Here is a 14,520-nt window from a genome sequence, read left to right as displayed (position 1 = left end):
GACCCGACAATGCGTATTTGATTTGGTAAGTTACCTCCATTTCCGGGTTTCCGCGGTAGTTGACGTAGCGGTTCTTCGGCTACACTTCGGACGAAGCAATTGCAATGACGAAGGAGAAGAATATGGCGACGAAGACTGTTTCTGCCGAAGCGAAGGCAAAGCCTGTAGAAGGTGCAAAAGTCTCCAGCGGTGTGAGCGGCACGCTGCCGATCAAGCGCAAGCGCCTGGCCAAGGCTTTCCCACTCCCGCTTGATGAGCAGAGGAAAAAAGAACGCGTGGTGCGCGAAAAATTCTCGCTGCCGAAAGCGGAATATGCCCGGCTCGAAGCCCTCAAGGGGCGCCTTGCCGACCAGGGCCTCGCCGTGAAGAAGAGCCAGTTGGTCCGCGCCGGACTGATTCTGCTTGCCGCGCTTGCGGATGAAGACCTGCGGGAAGTTGTAAGCAAAGTCCCTGCGAAATAAGGAAAAAACGCCCGGTCGGCGATGAAGCGCTCGGTGCATTTTGAATGTTGCAATTTTATGACTTTGAGATTACAGAAAAATGAACAGGACTCGGATGTGAATAACTACCGAGAAGTTGCAGCCGTTCGTGGTTCCAAGAAATGACAATAAACTATCGAGTATTCGGGTACGAGGACTATGCGCAGGCACGTGCGCTTTGGGAAAGAGCATCGGGCGTCGGACTCAGCGACGCCGATTCACCCGAGGGAATCCGTACCTACCTGGAACGCAATCCGGGGACGTCGTTTGTGGCGACCGACGCTCGCATCGTCGTTGGTACCGTTCTCTGCGGCCATGATGGCCGTCGCGGCCTGATCCACCATCTCGCGACGGCAGACTCGTATCGTCGCCGGGGTATTGCCACGGTGCTGCTGCAGTCCGGTCTGCGGGCGCTGCGCGCACGCGGCATCGACAAGTGCCATCTGTTTGTCTTCCGTGCCAATGCTGAAGGTACTGCATTCTGGCGTGCTGTCGCCGCCGAGGAACGGACGGAACTCGCTCTATTCTCGCTGCCCACGAAGGGCGACTGAAGTAAGACAGCAAACCTCTTTTCTGAAGGATAGCGATGGTACCCGCCGTTTCAGATTTGAACGAGCTGCTGCGTTCGATGGAACCTCTGCTTCATGAAGGCGTTTATGTCTATTGCGTCGTCGCTGACGACGTTATCCTCGGGCAGCTTTCCCCTGTCGCTACGGTAAGAGAAAGCGAAGGCACGACGCTTATCCTCGCGGCCGATGAAGCGCAACGTGCGGGGCTTACCGCCGTTTTTCGCGCGCGTTGGATTACGCTTCAGGTTCATTCGGATTTGCAGGCCGTCGGTTTGACGGCGGCATTTGCTGGCGCCTTGGGGGCGGCGGGTATCAGCTGTAACGTCGTCGCCGGCGCGCATCATGACCATCTATTTGTGCCCGAAACGCAGGCTGAACGCGCCATCGACGTCTTGCGCGAGCTTCAACGCACCGCCTGAGCAACTCGTCCTCGAAGGGGCTCAATTCTCTTCTTGACTTAGAGTGCACTTCAAGTCCTAGCATGGGTTCCGTGACCAGCAACGTTATTTCCATCGGAGAACTTTCCCGGTTGTGCGGCTTGTCGACGCACACGCTGCGCTTTTACGAAAAGCAAGGCATCCTGCGGCCGGCCGGTCGTGCCAATAGCGGCCACCGCCAATACAACCGGGAAGACGTTCTTTGGCTTGAATTCGTTCTTCGCCTGAAGCTCACCGGGATGCCGCTCGCCGAGATCCGGCAGTACGCCGACCTTCGTGCGCAAGGGGACGTGACGTTGCAACCGCGGCTGACGATGCTCAAGCTCCATCGTGAGCACCTGGTCACACGCATCGACGAGCTTTCAAAATGCGTCGGCGCGCTTGACGAGAAGATTGCGACCTATCGAAAGATGATCGTCAAAGCGCGGGCGCCTCGTGCAAAGGTGACCAAATGAACCAGACACAGTCCTCCACCGACAATACCCGCTACGCTCGCGGTTGGGCAAAACTTCAGGAGGTCGACGGCCGTGCCGGAGAGGCCGTTGTTGCCTCACTGGCCGACATTGCCCCGGATTTCGCGAAATACGTGATCGAGTTTCCGTTCGGGGACATCTACTCGCGACCACAGCTTGACCTCAAGACCCGGGAGATCGGAGTCGTCGCCGCTTTGACGGCATTGGGCAATGCCGCACCGCAGTTGAAGGTGCATATTCACGGAGCGTTGAACGTGGGCTGCACGCGTGAGGAAGTGGTCGAGATCATCATGCAAATGGCCGTGTATGCCGGGTTCCCCGCCGCACTCAACGGGCTGTTTGCGGCCAAGGACGTGTTTGCCGAGCGCGACGCGACGATGTGACGGTACCCGGGACCCGCCCCTGGGTTACGAGAAGCAACGAAACGGCGGCCGGACAGTCTATTGGGTGCGAGCGGCAGAATTGCCGCTCGTCTCGCATTTCCACATTCCCACCATCCTGTCGAACGAGGCCGCCATGAAGAAGACGCTTCAGTTTCCGATTCTGATCGAGGCTCCCCGCAAAGTGGTTTGGGACACGATGCTCGGTCCCGATACCTACAAGTTATGGACGGCCGAGTTCTGCGAAGGGTCGTTTTTCGAGGGAAGCTGGCATCAGGGCGAAAAGATCCGCTTCATGTCGCCGAGCGGCGACGGCCTGATTTCGGAGATCGCCGAGAACCGCCTGCATGAATACGTGTCGATCCGGCACCTCGGGATGATCGTCGCGGGCAAGGAAGACACGATGAGCGATGCCGTCAAAGCCTGGACTCCTGCCTATGAGAACTACCGGTTCAATCAGGCACCGAATGGAACCGAGTTGATCGTGTCAATCGACGTGACCCCGGAGTTCGAGAAATACATGCAGGACGCCTTCCCGAAAGCGCTGCAGCGGCTCAAGGGACTCTGTGAGAAGAGGCCAGGCTGATACAGCAAGTGTGCGCGGCCTCGACGCGGATGCGGGGCGTTCTTGCGCCGATTCCATCCCGGAGTGCCCTGGGCGGTTTGCGCGCGGGGACTCGGGCGGGAGAGGGGCGCGACGTATCTCCTGCTTGCTGCAGCGATTTACAGACCGGCTCGTTGACGGCTAGACTCAAATCTCCTGTCATTCCACGATGGAGCACGCGCGGCCCAAGCAATGTGACGGTCGTGCTGTTCAAACGACCAATAGATAGATCGTTGCCGACGTTCAACTCTACAGCAATGAAAGGACAGCCATGGACTACAAAGGCAGTTGCCACTGCGGGCAGATCAGATTCGAGGTCAGCGGCGAACTCACGCAGGTGATGGCCTGCAATTGTTCTATCTGTTCGCGCAAAGGAGCGTTGATGTGGTTCGTGCCGCGCGATAGCCTGCGCCTGCTTACTCCAGAATCGGATATGGCCACCTATACCTTCGGCAAGCACGTTATCCAGCATCACTTCTGCCCGAAATGCGGAATCCACCCGTTCGGCGAAGGCGTCGACCCGGCGGGAAACCGCATGGCGGCCGTCAACGTACGCTGCCTTGAGGATGTCGATTTCTCGTCGCTTCCGGTCAAGCAATTCGACGGAAGGGCGCTCTAGAAAACCGAAGAACAGGGGAGAGAAGGATGATCATTACTACCACACCGGGCATCGAAGGCCGTCGTATCGCCAAGTACTGTGGAATCGTTGCCGGAGAAGCGATTCTGGGCGCCAACGTGATCAAGGATTTCTTTGCGGGGATTCGCGATTTCGTCGGCGGTCGTTCCGCCACCTACGAACGTGAGCTGCAGCGGGCACGCGATATCGCGATGAAGGAACTTGAGGAACGCGCCGCCGCGCTCGGGGCAGACGCTGTGGTCGGTGTGGATTTGGACTACGAGGTGCTCGGGCGGGACAACGGCATGCTGATGGTGTGCACGAGCGGAACCGCCGTTGTTCTCGAGCGGTGAGCCGAGCGGTCTCCGTGATGTGCCTGAACGCTCGCCGTCGAAACGGCTCCCCGGTTTTCTGAAAGCAGACTGATGAGCAATTCAACTCATTTTGCCAAGACGCCAGAACCGCCGTATTACGCGGTCATATTCACGTCGCGCCGCACGGAGGACGACTATGGCTATGGGAAGATGGCGGACAGGATGGAAACGTTAGCCACCGGACGCCCGGGGTTCCTGGGCATTGAGAGTGCACGCGATGCGGAAGGTTTCGGCATCACGATTTCCTATTGGGAAACCACGGAAGCGATTGCTGCGTGGAAAGCGGACCTGTCCCATGTCGCGGCACAGGATCTCGGGAAACAGCGCTGGTACGAACACTACGAAGTCAGGGTGGCACGCGTTGAGCGGGCTTACGGCAAGCCCCATGAATGACGCGCGGCAACCCGCTAGCCGTTGGGGCAAGTCCGATCTCCAATACAGCATGGAAAGTATTCGACGCAGGATGTTAATGTGGGATTTACACTCGACAAGGTCGTGCCGTGGGGCCGCTCATACGACGAGTACGTCGGCATGTTCGATCTTTCACCCAGGGATCTCGAACAGAGTATTCTCGGCTGCGGCGATAGCCCTGCTTCGTTCAACGCGACGCTAACGCAACGAAGCGGGCGGGTCGTCTCATTTGATCCAGTCTATGCGTTCGACGCAGCACAGATTCGTGGCCGGATTGCGGATACCTACGAAAAGGTCCTCGAACAATTGCGGCAGAATCAGGCGGACTATGTCTGGGGGATGATGAGATCGGTCGAGGAGGTCGGGCGCGTGCGCTTGTCGGCCATGGAGAACTTTCTCGCGGACTTCTCCGCCGGGAAGCGCGATGGCCGTTACGTAGCCGGCGAATTACCGCGGCTGCCGTTTGCAAGTGACACCTTCGACCTCGCGCTCTCGTCGCACTTCCTCTTTCTGTACAGTGACCATTTATCCGAAACGTTCCATCTGGAGTCGCTGCAGGAGATGCTGCGCGTGGCCCGCGAAGTGCGCGTCTTTCCTCTGCTTACGCTCGACGGCCGCCGCTCGCCGCATCTCGATTCAATGATCGATGAGTTGGGCCGGAGCGGGTTTGCCGTCTCGACCCGGCGCGTCGCCTACGAATTTCAGCGCGGCGGGAACGAGATGTTGGTGATCAGGCGCGCCGTAGAGCCGGTAGCCCGAGAATCTCAGGAGGTCGCCGAGAACTGCGCGCGCACCTTGGCATAGGCATCGAGCAAGCGTTTGTGGGTCTGGCAACCCGTGAGTTCCAGGCTGGGTGCGTCCATGCCGAAAAAGCGGTCTTCACGACTCAGCAGCGCTTCCGCCTGGTTCAAGGTGAGCCCCCCGTAGAGTCCGAGCAGCGCGTCGCGGTAGAGTCTGTAATCGCTGTCGTCACCAAGCCGCAGCAAGGTCTCGATGCAGCCATAGACGCGGCGGCGGTCGGCGTCGATCTGCGCGAAATGACGCACCCATTCGCACCCTTCGCGGGTCGCCGCCTCGTCGCCGATGGCGAGTGCAAGCAGAGTCTTCAATTCTCCAACGCGCAGATCTTCCCAAAGCGAGCCTTGGTCGGGCGCAAGCCCGATGATCCCGGCGACCGGCCGGTCGTCGGCCAAGCCTGACTCATTGAGCGCGTCGAGCAGATCGCGGCATTCCTCGTCGTCGAGTTCGGGCAGGTAGAGGATCGGTTCCCGGATGCCGTTGCCCATGCTGTTGTTCTCGTATTCGAGGTCGTCCATGGGGTAGATCTCCGACATCCCGGGGACGAGTACGTGGCATGCGTATACGCCGAGATGGGATCGATCGGCAACATAGATGTCATAGCCGTCGCCCTGAATCATGTCGACCAGGCTGGCATAATCCTCGGCTGTCGTTTCGCTGAAATCCCAGTCGCAGAACTCGAAGTCCGGCGTGTCGCCCAGGAAGTTCCAGCTGACGATGCCGCTTGAGTCGACGAAATGGACTTCAAGGTTCGGGGCGCTGCCTACTTCTTCGAGGTCGAAGCCCGGCTCGGGGAACCCATTCAACGCGTCGAGCGCGCGGCCTTGCAGCAGTTCGGTCAAGGCCCGCTCGAGGGCGACTTCGAAACGCGGATGCGCGCCAAAACTGGCGAAACAACCCTGATCGGTAGGGTTGAGCAGCGTGACGTTCATGACCGGGTATTGCCCGCCAAGCGACGCGTCGCGCACGAGGACGCCGAAACCGGCTTGGCGCAGGCTGCGTATTCCGGCCTCGATCTTGGGAAAGCGCGCGATCACCTCGGCTGGCACGGCAGGCAGGCAGAGCCCTTCCCGAATGATGCGGAACTTCACGTGGCGCTCGACAATTTCGGACAGAGCCTGCGCACGTGCTTCGTTGACGCTGTTGCCCGCCGACATGCCGTTGCTGACATAGAGATTGCCGATGATATTCACCGGGAACCACACCGTCTCGTTATCGCTCAGGCGCACAAAGGGCAGGGTACAGATGCCGCGCTCCGAGTTGCCGGAGTTGCGGTCCACGAGTGCCTCGGGCGGGATCGAGTCCTCGGGGTTGTAGAGCTGCTGGAGTTCCGGCGTGAGCAAGTCGGCGGGCCAGGCCTCCTCATCGATGGCGAACCAGCGTTCCTGCGGATGGTGGGTGAAAAGCTCGCCTGCCAGTTGCGGACCGAGGTAGTAATGGCTCCAGAAATGGTTGCATGCCAACCGTTCGAAAAACTCACCGAGGGCGCTCGCGAGCGCCGCGAGCTGCGATCCGCCCTTGCCGTTGGTGTAGAGCAGCGGACAATCGCGGTCGGCAAGATGTACCGACCAGACGCCCTCGACCGGATTCAGCCAAGAGCGTTCCTCGACGTGGAATCCGATGCGCGCGAGTCCGGCCTGCATCCGGTTGATCGACGCTTCGAGAGAAGCGTCCTTGCCGGCGATGAAATGTTCGATGCGCATACGGTTCCTCAACGTGCCCGCAGTATTCGGCCGGCTGCGATTTCCGGTGTGGCGGTCCTCGGCACACCATTACGTGCGCCGAGGTGAATGATGACGCGCAGAGCGTCCAGTGAGGGGCTGGCGCTAGACGGCCAGTTCGTAAACCTGGCGCGACCCTTCGAGCGTCAGATTCTGATGCTCGCCAAGAGCCTTCATTCCGTGGCGTTCGAGTTGAGCGACCAGGGGGGGCACGGCATCCTTGCCGATGCCGTAATCGGAGAGCCGCGTCTTTACCTGTACCGATTCGAAGAACTGGCGGGTGCGGGCGATCGCCTCATCGATGCGCGCTTTTTCGTCGCCTTGCGTCAGGCCCCATACGCGCTCGGCGTACTGCAGCAACTTCGCCTGTTTCTCCTCGCGCCGGACCTGCAGCATCGCCGGCAGGACGATGGCCAGCGTCTGCGCATGATCGAGCCCGTGCAAGGCAGTGATTTCGTGTCCCAGCATGTGGGTCGCCCAGTCGGTCGGGACGCCGACCCCGATCAGGCCGTTCAAGGCCAGCGTCGCGGTCCACATCAGGTTGGCGCGCACGGCGTAGTTTTCCGGCTCGCGCAGGGCTTTCGGCCCTTCCTCGATCAACGTCAGCAGCAGGCCCTCGGCAAACCGGTCCTGTACCTTGGCGTCGGCCGGGTACGTTAGGTATTGCTCGACGACGTGTACGAAGGCGTCAACAACGCCGTTGGATACCTGCCGCGCGGGCAACGTGTAGGTCTTGGTCGGATCGAGTACCGAGAAGCGGGGGTACAGCAGGTTGCTGAAGAAGGCCAACTTGTCATTGGTCGCCCGCTTGGTGATTACCGCGCCGCTGTTCATTTCGGAGCCGGTGGCGGGCAGGGTCAGCACGCTGCCGAACGGCACGGCGCTCGTGATCCGGGCTCGTTTGGCGAGGATGTCCCATGGCTCGCCGTCGAAGGGGATGGCGCCGGCAATGAACTTGGTGCCGTCGATCACCGAGCCGCCGCCGACGGCGAGCAGGAAGTCCACCTTTTCCTTACGCGCCAGTTCGACAGCCTTCATCAAGGTTTCGTAAGTCGGATTCGGCTCGATGCCGCCGAATTCAAGAACGGTGAAACCGCTCAACGCGGCTTTGACTTCGTCCAGCGTGCCCGTTTTGACTACGCTGCCGCCGCCGTAGGTGATGAGCACCCGCGCGCCTGCTGGCACTTCGCGGGCAACATCAGCAATACGACCGGCGCCGAACAGGATGCGGGTGGGGTTATAGAACGTGAAATTTTCCATCGATTAACTCCTCAAACGAGCGGAACCATACCGCGATGCAACGTACGATCCCAGAGAAACGAAAACGATCCCGCTCGCTAGCCATCCGGTGAGCGGCTCATCGAGCAGGGGTACGGCAACAACCCCGATAACGATCGGAACCAGCGCTAGAAAAGCCGAAGCGCGCTCTGGCCCGAGCAGTTTGATGGCGCGCAGGTAGGCGAGCATGGCGAGCACGGTGGCGACGATGCCTTGGAAGAACCCCTGGATCGCGATCATCGTCATCGTAGCCTCGCTGAGCGCCTTTGGCAGCCACAAAAAATAGATCGGCAGATAGACGAGCGACGAGCCAAAGGCGACGGCCCGCGTCTGAACCCACGGCGAGTAACCCCAGCGAGAGCCGAGAACCGCGTAGAAAGCCCACAGTACCGATGAGGTAAAGATCAGCAGGTCGCCGAACACCATGGCACTTGACCAGTCGCTGAAGTACGGCATGGCGGCACAAGCCACGCCGACGGCAATGAGCACGAGTCCGAGGCAACGCATCGCGTTCGGTCGCGTCCCCGCGATAAACCAGGCGACGAAAGTCACCAGAAAGGGTTGCATGCCCGAAAGCAGGATCGCGCCATGTGACGCCGGCGCGTACTTGAAGCCGGCGTAGGCCAACGGGCAATAGAGCACACTGCACAGGAAGGTGAGCAACCACAGCCGGCCGTCGCGCCAGGCGTCCTTCGGCATGCTGCCGATGAACGGGAGCAGCACCACCCCGGCGGTGATCAGGCGCAGCGCGAAGACGTCGTAGGGCGTAAGCGGACTCTTGCCCGCCATCCGGGAGACGAGGGAAAAGCACGCCCACATGACGAGCGTGGCAGTCGCAGCCAGATAGCCTTCGTAGAGCTGTTTCCGGTCGGTCAAACGTGGTCCTTCGGCAAGTCGGGGTCAGGGTTGGGGCATCTTCTGGAACAAGCCGCGTAGCGCACCCTGCAGGTCCCCCGGGAGCAGAACCGTCTTGGCGTTCTGCGATTCGGCCAGCTTGCCCAGGCTGGTAATGTATTTCTCGCCGAGCAGGTAGAACATCGGCAATTCGTTTTCGCCGAAAGCGCTCGTGATCTTTGTGATCGCTTGCGACGAGGCGTCGGCCAGCATGACTTGCGCTTCGGCGTCGCGTTTTGCCGATTCCAGGCGTGCCTCGGCGGAGAGAATCATCGATTGCTTCTCGCCCTCGGCGCGGGTGACCATCGCCTTCCGTTCCCGCTCGGCGGCCGCCTGCAGTTCCATTGCGCGTTGCATCGATTGCGAGGGCTTGATGTCCTGAATTTCGACCGACTTGACGGTCAGTCCCCAGTCGAGCGCTTCATCGGCAACTCCGGCCTTCAAACGTGTCTTGATCATGTCGCGCGAGGACAGCGCATGGTCGAGTTCCATTTCACCGACGATCGAGCGCAATGTAGTCATGATCATGTTGCGAATCGCCTCGGAGTAGTTCTCGACGCCGTAGACGGCCTTCACCGGGTCTGTAACCTTGATGAAGGCGATGGCGTTGACCACGATCACCGCATTGTCGCGGGTGATCACTTCCTGCTCCTGAACGTCGAGGATGATGTCCTTCGTCGTGACCTTATACGACACCGTGTCGAAGTAGGGGATGATGAAACGCAGCCCGGGCATGAGCGTCACGCGGTACTTACCCAGCCGCTGCACGATCCATTCCTCGCCCTGGGGCACGATACGGACGCCTTTGGCGATCGTCACGATGACGAAAACGAGAAATACGACTGAGGTGACGGTCATGCCGATCATTTCGCTTCCTCCACTTTCATGAAATTTCCTTCGACGGCGACCACGCGCACGCGGTCGCCCGCCTTGATCTTCGTGTCCGCGTAGCACTCCCAGAGGTCGGAACCCAGGATGGGGCGCTGGAAGCGCACATGGCCGCGCGTTTCCGGCGCGAGATCATTCACGAGGACGCCCGTCTCCCCGGGCACCGACGCCGCCGAAGTTCCGACCGACGTCACGGTGCGCGGCCGGAAATGCCGGAACCAGACGGCGACCAGGGCGAGTGACAAAGCCGCCCAGAGCAGCATCTGCGTGGAGATGGCGAGGTCCGGCGCGAACAGCAGGACCAAGCCGACGCCAATGGCGCCGATACCGAACCAGATGATGAAGAATGCTGGGACCGCGAGTTCCGCCATGGCGAGGACGAGGCCGAGGACCATCCAATGCCACCATTCGAACATTATTCTTCTTCCCTGAAGGCGAATCGAGTGCGACAAGCATAACCGATCATCGGCGCACAGTGCATGCGCCCCAGGAGCTGAATCGGACTACCATAGCGCGTCCATGCCATACGGCGCAGGTATACGCCGTTGGCCATTCACAGGAGATCATCGTGCTGAGCAAGGAAGTCACGCCGAGTCGCATCGTCGCTTACCTCGACCAATATGTCATCGGGCAGGAAGAGGCAAAAAAAACCTTGGCCGTCGCCGTGTATGCGCATTACCGCAAGATCGCGACGCTGGGGCAGGGAGATGGCGCCCTGACCAAGAGCAACGTGCTGCTCGTCGGGCCATCGGGAACCGGAAAAACGCTGACCTGCGAAACGCTGGCACGGATGCTCGGCGTGCCTTTCGCGACCGGCAATGCGACGTCGCTGGCGCAGACCAAGTACGTCAACGAGGAAATCGAGGCCATCCTGCAGCGCCTCGTCGACAAGGCCGCCGGGGATCCCCGCAGGGCGGGTTTCGGCATCGTCTTCATCGACGAGATCGACAAGCTGAAGGCATCGGGAACGGAGGGACGCGTTACCTCCGGGGAGGGCGTTCAACACGCGTTGCTCAAGATCATGGAAGGCGTCCCCGTCAGACTCGCCGGCGGCCAGTATCTCGACACGACGAACGTGCTCTTCATTTGCGGCGGAGCCTTTGTGGGGCTCGACAAGATCATGGCGAAGACGCATAGCTTCGGCTTCATCGCCACCGCTGCCGCCGACGACAAGAGCATCCTCGATCGGTTGAACAAGCGGGTCAAACCGACGGATTTGTTCGAATACGGGTTGATTCCCGAATTCACCGGCCGCCTGCCGGTAGTCGCCAACTTCCAGGATTTGAGCAAGGACATGCTCGTGCGCATCATGAGCGTGCCGAAGAACGCGATCTATCGGCAATACGTCGAGCTTTTCCGCGCAGAAGGCGTCGAACTCGCGGTGGGACCGCGCGTCTTTGAGCAGATCGCCGAAATCGCCATCGAATATAAGACTGGAGCCCGCAGCCTGCGCGGCATTTTCGAGGAACTGATCACGCCGGTCCTCTATCTCGTGCCAGACAACCGCGAAATCGGACGCGTCGAGATCAACTCGCTCTTCGAGGAACCGCGACTGCTGAAACGCTCGGCGAACTGAACAAGCCGCGCTGTGGGCCGACGCCTAACGGTCGTCGGCCACCACGCGACCCACCACCGACCCCCTCTGCCGATTCGGAATGCTCCCGCCCAAGCCTGGGGCGGCGGCCGTCTTTTCAGCGATACACAAGCACCGGAATCCGGGTATGCGTCAGCACCTTGTTCGTTTCGCTGCCGAGCAGGAGCCCGCTGAAGCCCCGGCGACCGTGGGACGCCATGAAGATGAGGTCGCAACCGCTCTTTGTGGCCGCCTCGATGATTGCCTCATAGACCACGTCGTTGGTCAGCGAGAGCTTCGTGCAAGGGACGCCCTCGTTCGCGCACAGCGTCTCGACCGGATCCAGGATCTGTGCCGCCTGTTCCTCGGTCATCTTCGCGAAGTGTTCGGGCGAGGTGGAGTCGATCAAGGCGCCTTCGCCGTAATACGTCACGGGGTACTCCGGCTTGGCATAAAACGCGGTAATGCGCGCTCCCGCTTCCTTGGCGAAGGAAACAGCACGCCGAACCGTCTCTTGCGAGAACGGGGAACCGTCGGTCGGAACCAGAATGTGCTTGAACATGATGACTCCTTTCTTGCGATCGGGAGCAAAGGCCGCATCATTGTTGGAGCATCGCCGTATGGCTGGTCGCCGACGCTTCATTGACGTGGCGCTTCGTTGCCTCTTGTTGCGGGTTCTTAACAGCCCACTTTCACTATAGACGCAAAATCGGTCGAGGAACAAAGGAATCCGCCTGCTCGCCCGCGGTCAAAAACTCTACCGGAGCACGGGACAGGACGGCTAATCCTTCTTTGGATGGCGGCGACGCGCCAGGGCCTTGGCCGATTTGATTTCGGTCAAGGGAATTGGGCGGGCGTTCCTGCACAATGGGTTCATTGGTAAATCTCTTGATCGAGGGCCTCGAATGAACAGCATCCGTGAATTACTTGCCAACGACCACCGTCACTGCGACGACGGCTTTGCCGAGGTTGAACAGGCTGTGCGCAAAGGCGAATGGGACAAGGCGGAAGCGGCTTTTCTGCGTTTTCGGGATGCCGTGCTACGCCATCTGGATATCGAGGAAAACGTGTTGTTCCCAGCGTTCGAAGACCGGACCGGAATGCGCATGGGGCCGACGCAGGTGATGCGCAACGAACATGCGCAGATGCGCGACTTGCTCACGCTGACCGGGGTGGCGCTGACCCAGCGGGATGCCGACGAGTATCTCGGAAACGCCGAAACGCTACTCATCCTGACGCAACAACATAACATGAAGGAGGAGAACATCCTTTATCCGATGTGCGACCAACACCTGAGCGCTGATCGGGACGGATTGCTGACTATCCTGAGCGCCGGAATTGCGAGTACCGCTTCCGCGGGAGGAGGCGTCTGATGGGCGCAGAGGAGATTGTGGTGGTCGACGGACGCGATCTCGAGCCGCCGGAACCGTTCGAACGCACGATGGCAGCTATCGATCTGATAAGCCCAGGCCAGAAGGTGATGCTGCGTATCGGACGCGAGCCTTTTCCTCTCTACCGTGCGCTGGAACTGAACGGTTTCTCCTGGCAGACCGAACGGGTTCGGGATGGCTCGTTCGAAATCCTCATCTGGCACAAGCCGAGCGCGTAATGGGGGTTGGCCTCCGGCCCGTACGCACGGGCGGCGCCGCTTGCATATCGGGTGGGCCCGAAGGCTGGAACAAGAACAAGAGTGACTGATGCAGACGCTGCTCTCTTATGATCAATCGCCGCCGCTGGCGGCTCCGTTTCGTTTCTTTCTTACCGCGCCGGTGTTCGGCATTCTCGGCGGCGTGTTGATTCTCTGCTATCCCGAGGTATTCGCCTCGCGCTGGACGCCGGCGACCCTGGCGCTTACTCACCTCATAACCGTTGGCTTCATGTTGCAGGTGATGCTCGGTGCGCTGATCCAGATTCTGCCCGTGGTCGCCGGAGCCAATATCGGTTCGCCCTTGCGTGTCGCGGGTCTTGTTCACGCAGCGATCTCTGTCGGTACCGTGTTCCTCGTCGCCGCGTTTTTCAGTTATTCGCCAGCCGCTTTCAAGGTGGCGGCACTGCTGTTTACGGTTGGGATCGCGTGCTTTATCGTCTCCGCCCTACGCGCATTCAGCGGTGTGCCGACCACGAGCCCGACCGTGGGCGGTCTCAAGCTGTCTCTTGCCGGCCTTACGGTCACCGCGGCCCTTGGCGTTGGCTTGACCGCAGCCCTCGGCTGGTCACTCGATTGGCCACTCATGCAACTCGCGGACATCCACTTGGGGTGGGGGTTCGTGGCTTGGGGAACGGTACTGCTGGCCGCCGTCGCCTATGTGGTCGTGCCGATGTTCCAGATCACGCGCCCCTACCCACGTGTTTTTGAGCGGTTTTTCGCCGTCGCGACGATTGGGGCCCTCGCCGTCTGGTCGATATCGGAGTGGGTGGATGCCGGAGCGATATCCCTCGTTTTGGCGCTCGTCGTGGTCTTGGCGGTTGCCTGCTTCGCCGGTGTAACGCTGAAAGTACAGCGTACGAGCAAACGATCGCGCTTCGATGCGACCCAGCATCTGTGGCGTGCCGCGATGCTGAGCGCGCTGGCGGCCTGTGCTGTGTGGGGAGCGGGGCGGTTCGTGCCCACGGTCGCCGAGCGCGCGGAGTGGCCGGTTCTGTTCGGTGCGCTCGTCCTCGCCGGTGGGTTCATGTCGGTCATCGTCGGCATGTTGTACAAGATCGTTCCCTTCCTCGTCTGGCTGCATCTGCAGAATCTTGGACAGGGACGGGTCGTGGCGCCGAACATGAAGAAGATCATTTCAGAAGCGGCGATGGAACGGCAGTCCGCGGCGCACGTCCTTGCTTGCGTACTGGTGGCGCTCGCGGCCCTCTGGCCGGCGACGTTTGCGTATCCGGCGGGCGCCAGTCTCGTTGTCGCCAATGCTTGGCTTTTGTGGAACCTAACGGCTGCCGTGCGGCTCTATCGCAGCCAGGTATCCCACATCGAATCGCTGCGCGCCTGAAGCCGGGGCGCGACACCACGGCCACGTCGAAACTATAC

The 14,520-nt window shown here is 60.4% G+C and carries 20 protein-coding genes; 14 read left to right on the top strand and 6 right to left on the bottom strand.

Features of this window, described 5'->3' with window-relative positions; translation table 11 throughout:
- Window positions 1-122: 122 nt before the first annotated feature.
- From NZ453_RS18440 to NZ453_RS18395, 10 genes are all read left to right on the top strand, one after another.
- A complete protein-coding gene (locus tag NZ453_RS18440; protein WP_263772302.1) occupies window positions 123-461 on the top strand; it encodes a hypothetical protein in 339 nt (112 codons plus the stop codon).
- Between the two features lie 140 nt (window positions 462-601).
- On the top strand, window positions 602-1,030 hold the full coding sequence (locus NZ453_RS18435) for a GNAT family N-acetyltransferase (RefSeq protein WP_263772300.1): 429 nt from the start codon (window positions 602-604) through the stop codon (window positions 1,028-1,030).
- A gap of 35 nt (window positions 1,031-1,065) precedes the next feature.
- A complete protein-coding gene (locus NZ453_RS18430) occupies window positions 1,066-1,467 on the top strand; it encodes an ACT domain-containing protein (RefSeq protein WP_263772298.1) in 402 nt (133 codons plus the stop codon).
- A 62-nt stretch (window positions 1,468-1,529) separates the two neighbouring features.
- Window positions 1,530-1,940 (top strand): MerR family transcriptional regulator, encoded by a 411-nt coding sequence (locus tag NZ453_RS18425; RefSeq protein ID WP_263772296.1) that lies wholly within the window; start codon window positions 1,530-1,532, stop codon window positions 1,938-1,940.
- On the top strand, window positions 1,937-2,341 hold the full coding sequence (locus NZ453_RS18420) for a carboxymuconolactone decarboxylase family protein (protein ID WP_263772295.1): 405 nt from the start codon (window positions 1,937-1,939) through the stop codon (window positions 2,339-2,341). Before NZ453_RS18425 ends, NZ453_RS18420 begins: the two co-directional genes overlap by 4 nt.
- A gap of 133 nt (window positions 2,342-2,474) precedes the next feature.
- Window positions 2,475-2,924: an SRPBCC domain-containing protein gene (locus NZ453_RS18415; protein ID WP_263772294.1), complete on the top strand. Its 450-nt coding sequence runs from the start codon at window positions 2,475-2,477 to the stop codon at window positions 2,922-2,924.
- 289 nt (window positions 2,925-3,213) lie between these two features.
- Window positions 3,214-3,561: a GFA family protein gene (locus NZ453_RS18410; protein WP_263772293.1), complete on the top strand. Its 348-nt coding sequence runs from the start codon at window positions 3,214-3,216 to the stop codon at window positions 3,559-3,561.
- 26 nt (window positions 3,562-3,587) lie between these two features.
- Window positions 3,588-3,911, top strand: a complete 324-nt coding sequence (locus NZ453_RS18405) for a heavy metal-binding domain-containing protein (RefSeq protein WP_263772292.1) — start codon at window positions 3,588-3,590, stop codon at window positions 3,909-3,911.
- 72 nt (window positions 3,912-3,983) lie between these two features.
- Window positions 3,984-4,325: an antibiotic biosynthesis monooxygenase family protein gene (locus NZ453_RS18400; RefSeq protein ID WP_263772291.1), complete on the top strand. Its 342-nt coding sequence runs from the start codon at window positions 3,984-3,986 to the stop codon at window positions 4,323-4,325.
- Between the two features lie 78 nt (window positions 4,326-4,403).
- Window positions 4,404-5,147: a class I SAM-dependent methyltransferase gene (locus tag NZ453_RS18395; RefSeq protein ID WP_263772290.1), complete on the top strand. Its 744-nt coding sequence runs from the start codon at window positions 4,404-4,406 to the stop codon at window positions 5,145-5,147.
- Here the strand turns inward: NZ453_RS18395 and ycaO are convergent.
- The 5 genes from ycaO to NZ453_RS18370 form a co-directional block, all read right to left on the bottom strand.
- Window positions 5,108-6,844: a 30S ribosomal protein S12 methylthiotransferase accessory factor YcaO gene (gene ycaO / locus NZ453_RS18390; protein WP_263772289.1), complete on the bottom strand. Its 1,737-nt coding sequence runs from the start codon at window positions 6,842-6,844 to the stop codon at window positions 5,108-5,110. The two genes, NZ453_RS18395 and ycaO, sit on opposite strands and share 40 nt — an antisense overlap.
- A 123-nt stretch (window positions 6,845-6,967) precedes the next feature.
- Window positions 6,968-8,122 carry an alcohol dehydrogenase gene (yqhD, locus tag NZ453_RS18385; protein WP_263772288.1) on the bottom strand — a complete coding sequence of 385 codons (1,155 nt, stop codon included), beginning with the start codon at window positions 8,120-8,122 and terminating at the stop codon, window positions 6,968-6,970.
- A 3-nt stretch (window positions 8,123-8,125) separates the two neighbouring features.
- The gene (locus tag NZ453_RS18380) at window positions 8,126-9,016 is read right to left on the bottom strand and encodes a DMT family transporter (protein ID WP_263772286.1); all 891 of its coding nucleotides are present in this window, start codon (window positions 9,014-9,016) and stop codon (window positions 8,126-8,128) included.
- Between the two features lie 24 nt (window positions 9,017-9,040).
- A complete protein-coding gene (locus tag NZ453_RS18375; protein ID WP_263772285.1) occupies window positions 9,041-9,901 on the bottom strand; it encodes an SPFH domain-containing protein in 861 nt (286 codons plus the stop codon).
- On the bottom strand, window positions 9,898-10,338 hold the full coding sequence (locus NZ453_RS18370; RefSeq protein ID WP_263772284.1) for an NfeD family protein: 441 nt from the start codon (window positions 10,336-10,338) through the stop codon (window positions 9,898-9,900). Before NZ453_RS18370 ends, NZ453_RS18375 begins: the two co-directional genes overlap by 4 nt.
- Before the next feature lie 152 nt (window positions 10,339-10,490).
- On the opposite strand from NZ453_RS18370, the gene NZ453_RS18365 reads away from it, so the two are divergent.
- Window positions 10,491-11,498, top strand: a complete 1,008-nt coding sequence (locus tag NZ453_RS18365) for an AAA family ATPase (protein WP_263772283.1) — start codon at window positions 10,491-10,493, stop codon at window positions 11,496-11,498.
- Between the two features lie 115 nt (window positions 11,499-11,613).
- Here NZ453_RS18365 and NZ453_RS18360 read toward each other — a convergent pair whose 3' ends face one another.
- A complete protein-coding gene (locus tag NZ453_RS18360; protein WP_263772282.1) occupies window positions 11,614-12,057 on the bottom strand; it encodes a universal stress protein in 444 nt (147 codons plus the stop codon).
- 343 nt (window positions 12,058-12,400) lie between these two features.
- Between NZ453_RS18360 and NZ453_RS18355 the strand changes: the two genes are divergently transcribed.
- The 3 genes from NZ453_RS18355 (at window position 12,401) to NZ453_RS18345 (ending at window position 14,482) form a co-directional block, all read left to right on the top strand.
- Window positions 12,401-12,868 (top strand): hemerythrin domain-containing protein, encoded by a 468-nt coding sequence (locus NZ453_RS18355; protein WP_263772280.1) that lies wholly within the window; start codon window positions 12,401-12,403, stop codon window positions 12,866-12,868.
- Window positions 12,868-13,104 carry a DUF2249 domain-containing protein gene (locus NZ453_RS18350; RefSeq protein ID WP_263772279.1) on the top strand — a complete coding sequence of 79 codons (237 nt, stop codon included), beginning with the start codon at window positions 12,868-12,870 and terminating at the stop codon, window positions 13,102-13,104. The genes NZ453_RS18355 and NZ453_RS18350 overlap by 1 nt, the downstream gene beginning before the upstream one ends.
- Before the next feature lie 88 nt (window positions 13,105-13,192).
- Window positions 13,193-14,482 (top strand): hypothetical protein, encoded by a 1,290-nt coding sequence (locus NZ453_RS18345; RefSeq protein WP_263772278.1) that lies wholly within the window; start codon window positions 13,193-13,195, stop codon window positions 14,480-14,482.
- Window positions 14,483-14,520 lie beyond the last annotated feature (38 nt).

Origin of the sequence: Propionivibrio soli, assembly GCF_025770765.1 — a bacterium.
Taxonomy (GTDB): Bacteria; Pseudomonadota; Gammaproteobacteria; order Burkholderiales; family Rhodocyclaceae; genus Propionivibrio; species Propionivibrio soli.
The sequence above is the reverse complement of the archived record's forward strand: the minus strand, read 5'-3'. Positions and strand labels throughout refer to the sequence as shown.

Bases quoted from the DNA above. Each gene is read 5' to 3' on its own strand.
- NZ453_RS18440 (WP_263772302.1), top strand. From the start codon at position 123: ATGGCGACGAAGACTGTTTCTGCCGAAGCGAAGGCAAAGCCTGTAGAA.
- NZ453_RS18435 (WP_263772300.1), top strand. From the start codon at position 602: ATGACAATAAACTATCGAGTATTCGGGTACGAGGACTATGCGCAGGCA.
- NZ453_RS18430 (WP_263772298.1), top strand. From the start codon at position 1,066: ATGGTACCCGCCGTTTCAGATTTGAACGAGCTGCTGCGTTCGATGGAA.
- NZ453_RS18425 (WP_263772296.1), top strand. From the start codon at position 1,530: ATGGGTTCCGTGACCAGCAACGTTATTTCCATCGGAGAACTTTCCCGG.
- NZ453_RS18420 (WP_263772295.1), top strand. From the start codon at position 1,937: ATGAACCAGACACAGTCCTCCACCGACAATACCCGCTACGCTCGCGGT.
- NZ453_RS18415 (WP_263772294.1), top strand. From the start codon at position 2,475: ATGAAGAAGACGCTTCAGTTTCCGATTCTGATCGAGGCTCCCCGCAAA.
- NZ453_RS18410 (WP_263772293.1), top strand. From the start codon at position 3,214: ATGGACTACAAAGGCAGTTGCCACTGCGGGCAGATCAGATTCGAGGTC.
- NZ453_RS18405 (WP_263772292.1), top strand. From the start codon at position 3,588: ATGATCATTACTACCACACCGGGCATCGAAGGCCGTCGTATCGCCAAG.
- NZ453_RS18400 (WP_263772291.1), top strand. From the start codon at position 3,984: ATGAGCAATTCAACTCATTTTGCCAAGACGCCAGAACCGCCGTATTAC.
- ycaO (WP_263772289.1), bottom strand. From the start codon at position 6,844: ATGCGCATCGAACATTTCATCGCCGGCAAGGACGCTTCTCTCGAAGCG.
- yqhD (WP_263772288.1), bottom strand. From the start codon at position 8,122: ATGGAAAATTTCACGTTCTATAACCCCACCCGCATCCTGTTCGGCGCC.
- NZ453_RS18375 (WP_263772285.1), bottom strand. From the start codon at position 9,901: ATGATCGGCATGACCGTCACCTCAGTCGTATTTCTCGTTTTCGTCATC.
- NZ453_RS18370 (WP_263772284.1), bottom strand. From the start codon at position 10,338: ATGTTCGAATGGTGGCATTGGATGGTCCTCGGCCTCGTCCTCGCCATG.
- NZ453_RS18360 (WP_263772282.1), bottom strand. From the start codon at position 12,057: ATGTTCAAGCACATTCTGGTTCCGACCGACGGTTCCCCGTTCTCGCAA.
- NZ453_RS18355 (WP_263772280.1), top strand. From the start codon at position 12,401: ATGAACAGCATCCGTGAATTACTTGCCAACGACCACCGTCACTGCGAC.
- NZ453_RS18350 (WP_263772279.1), top strand. From the start codon at position 12,868: ATGGGCGCAGAGGAGATTGTGGTGGTCGACGGACGCGATCTCGAGCCG.
- NZ453_RS18345 (WP_263772278.1), top strand. From the start codon at position 13,193: ATGCAGACGCTGCTCTCTTATGATCAATCGCCGCCGCTGGCGGCTCCG.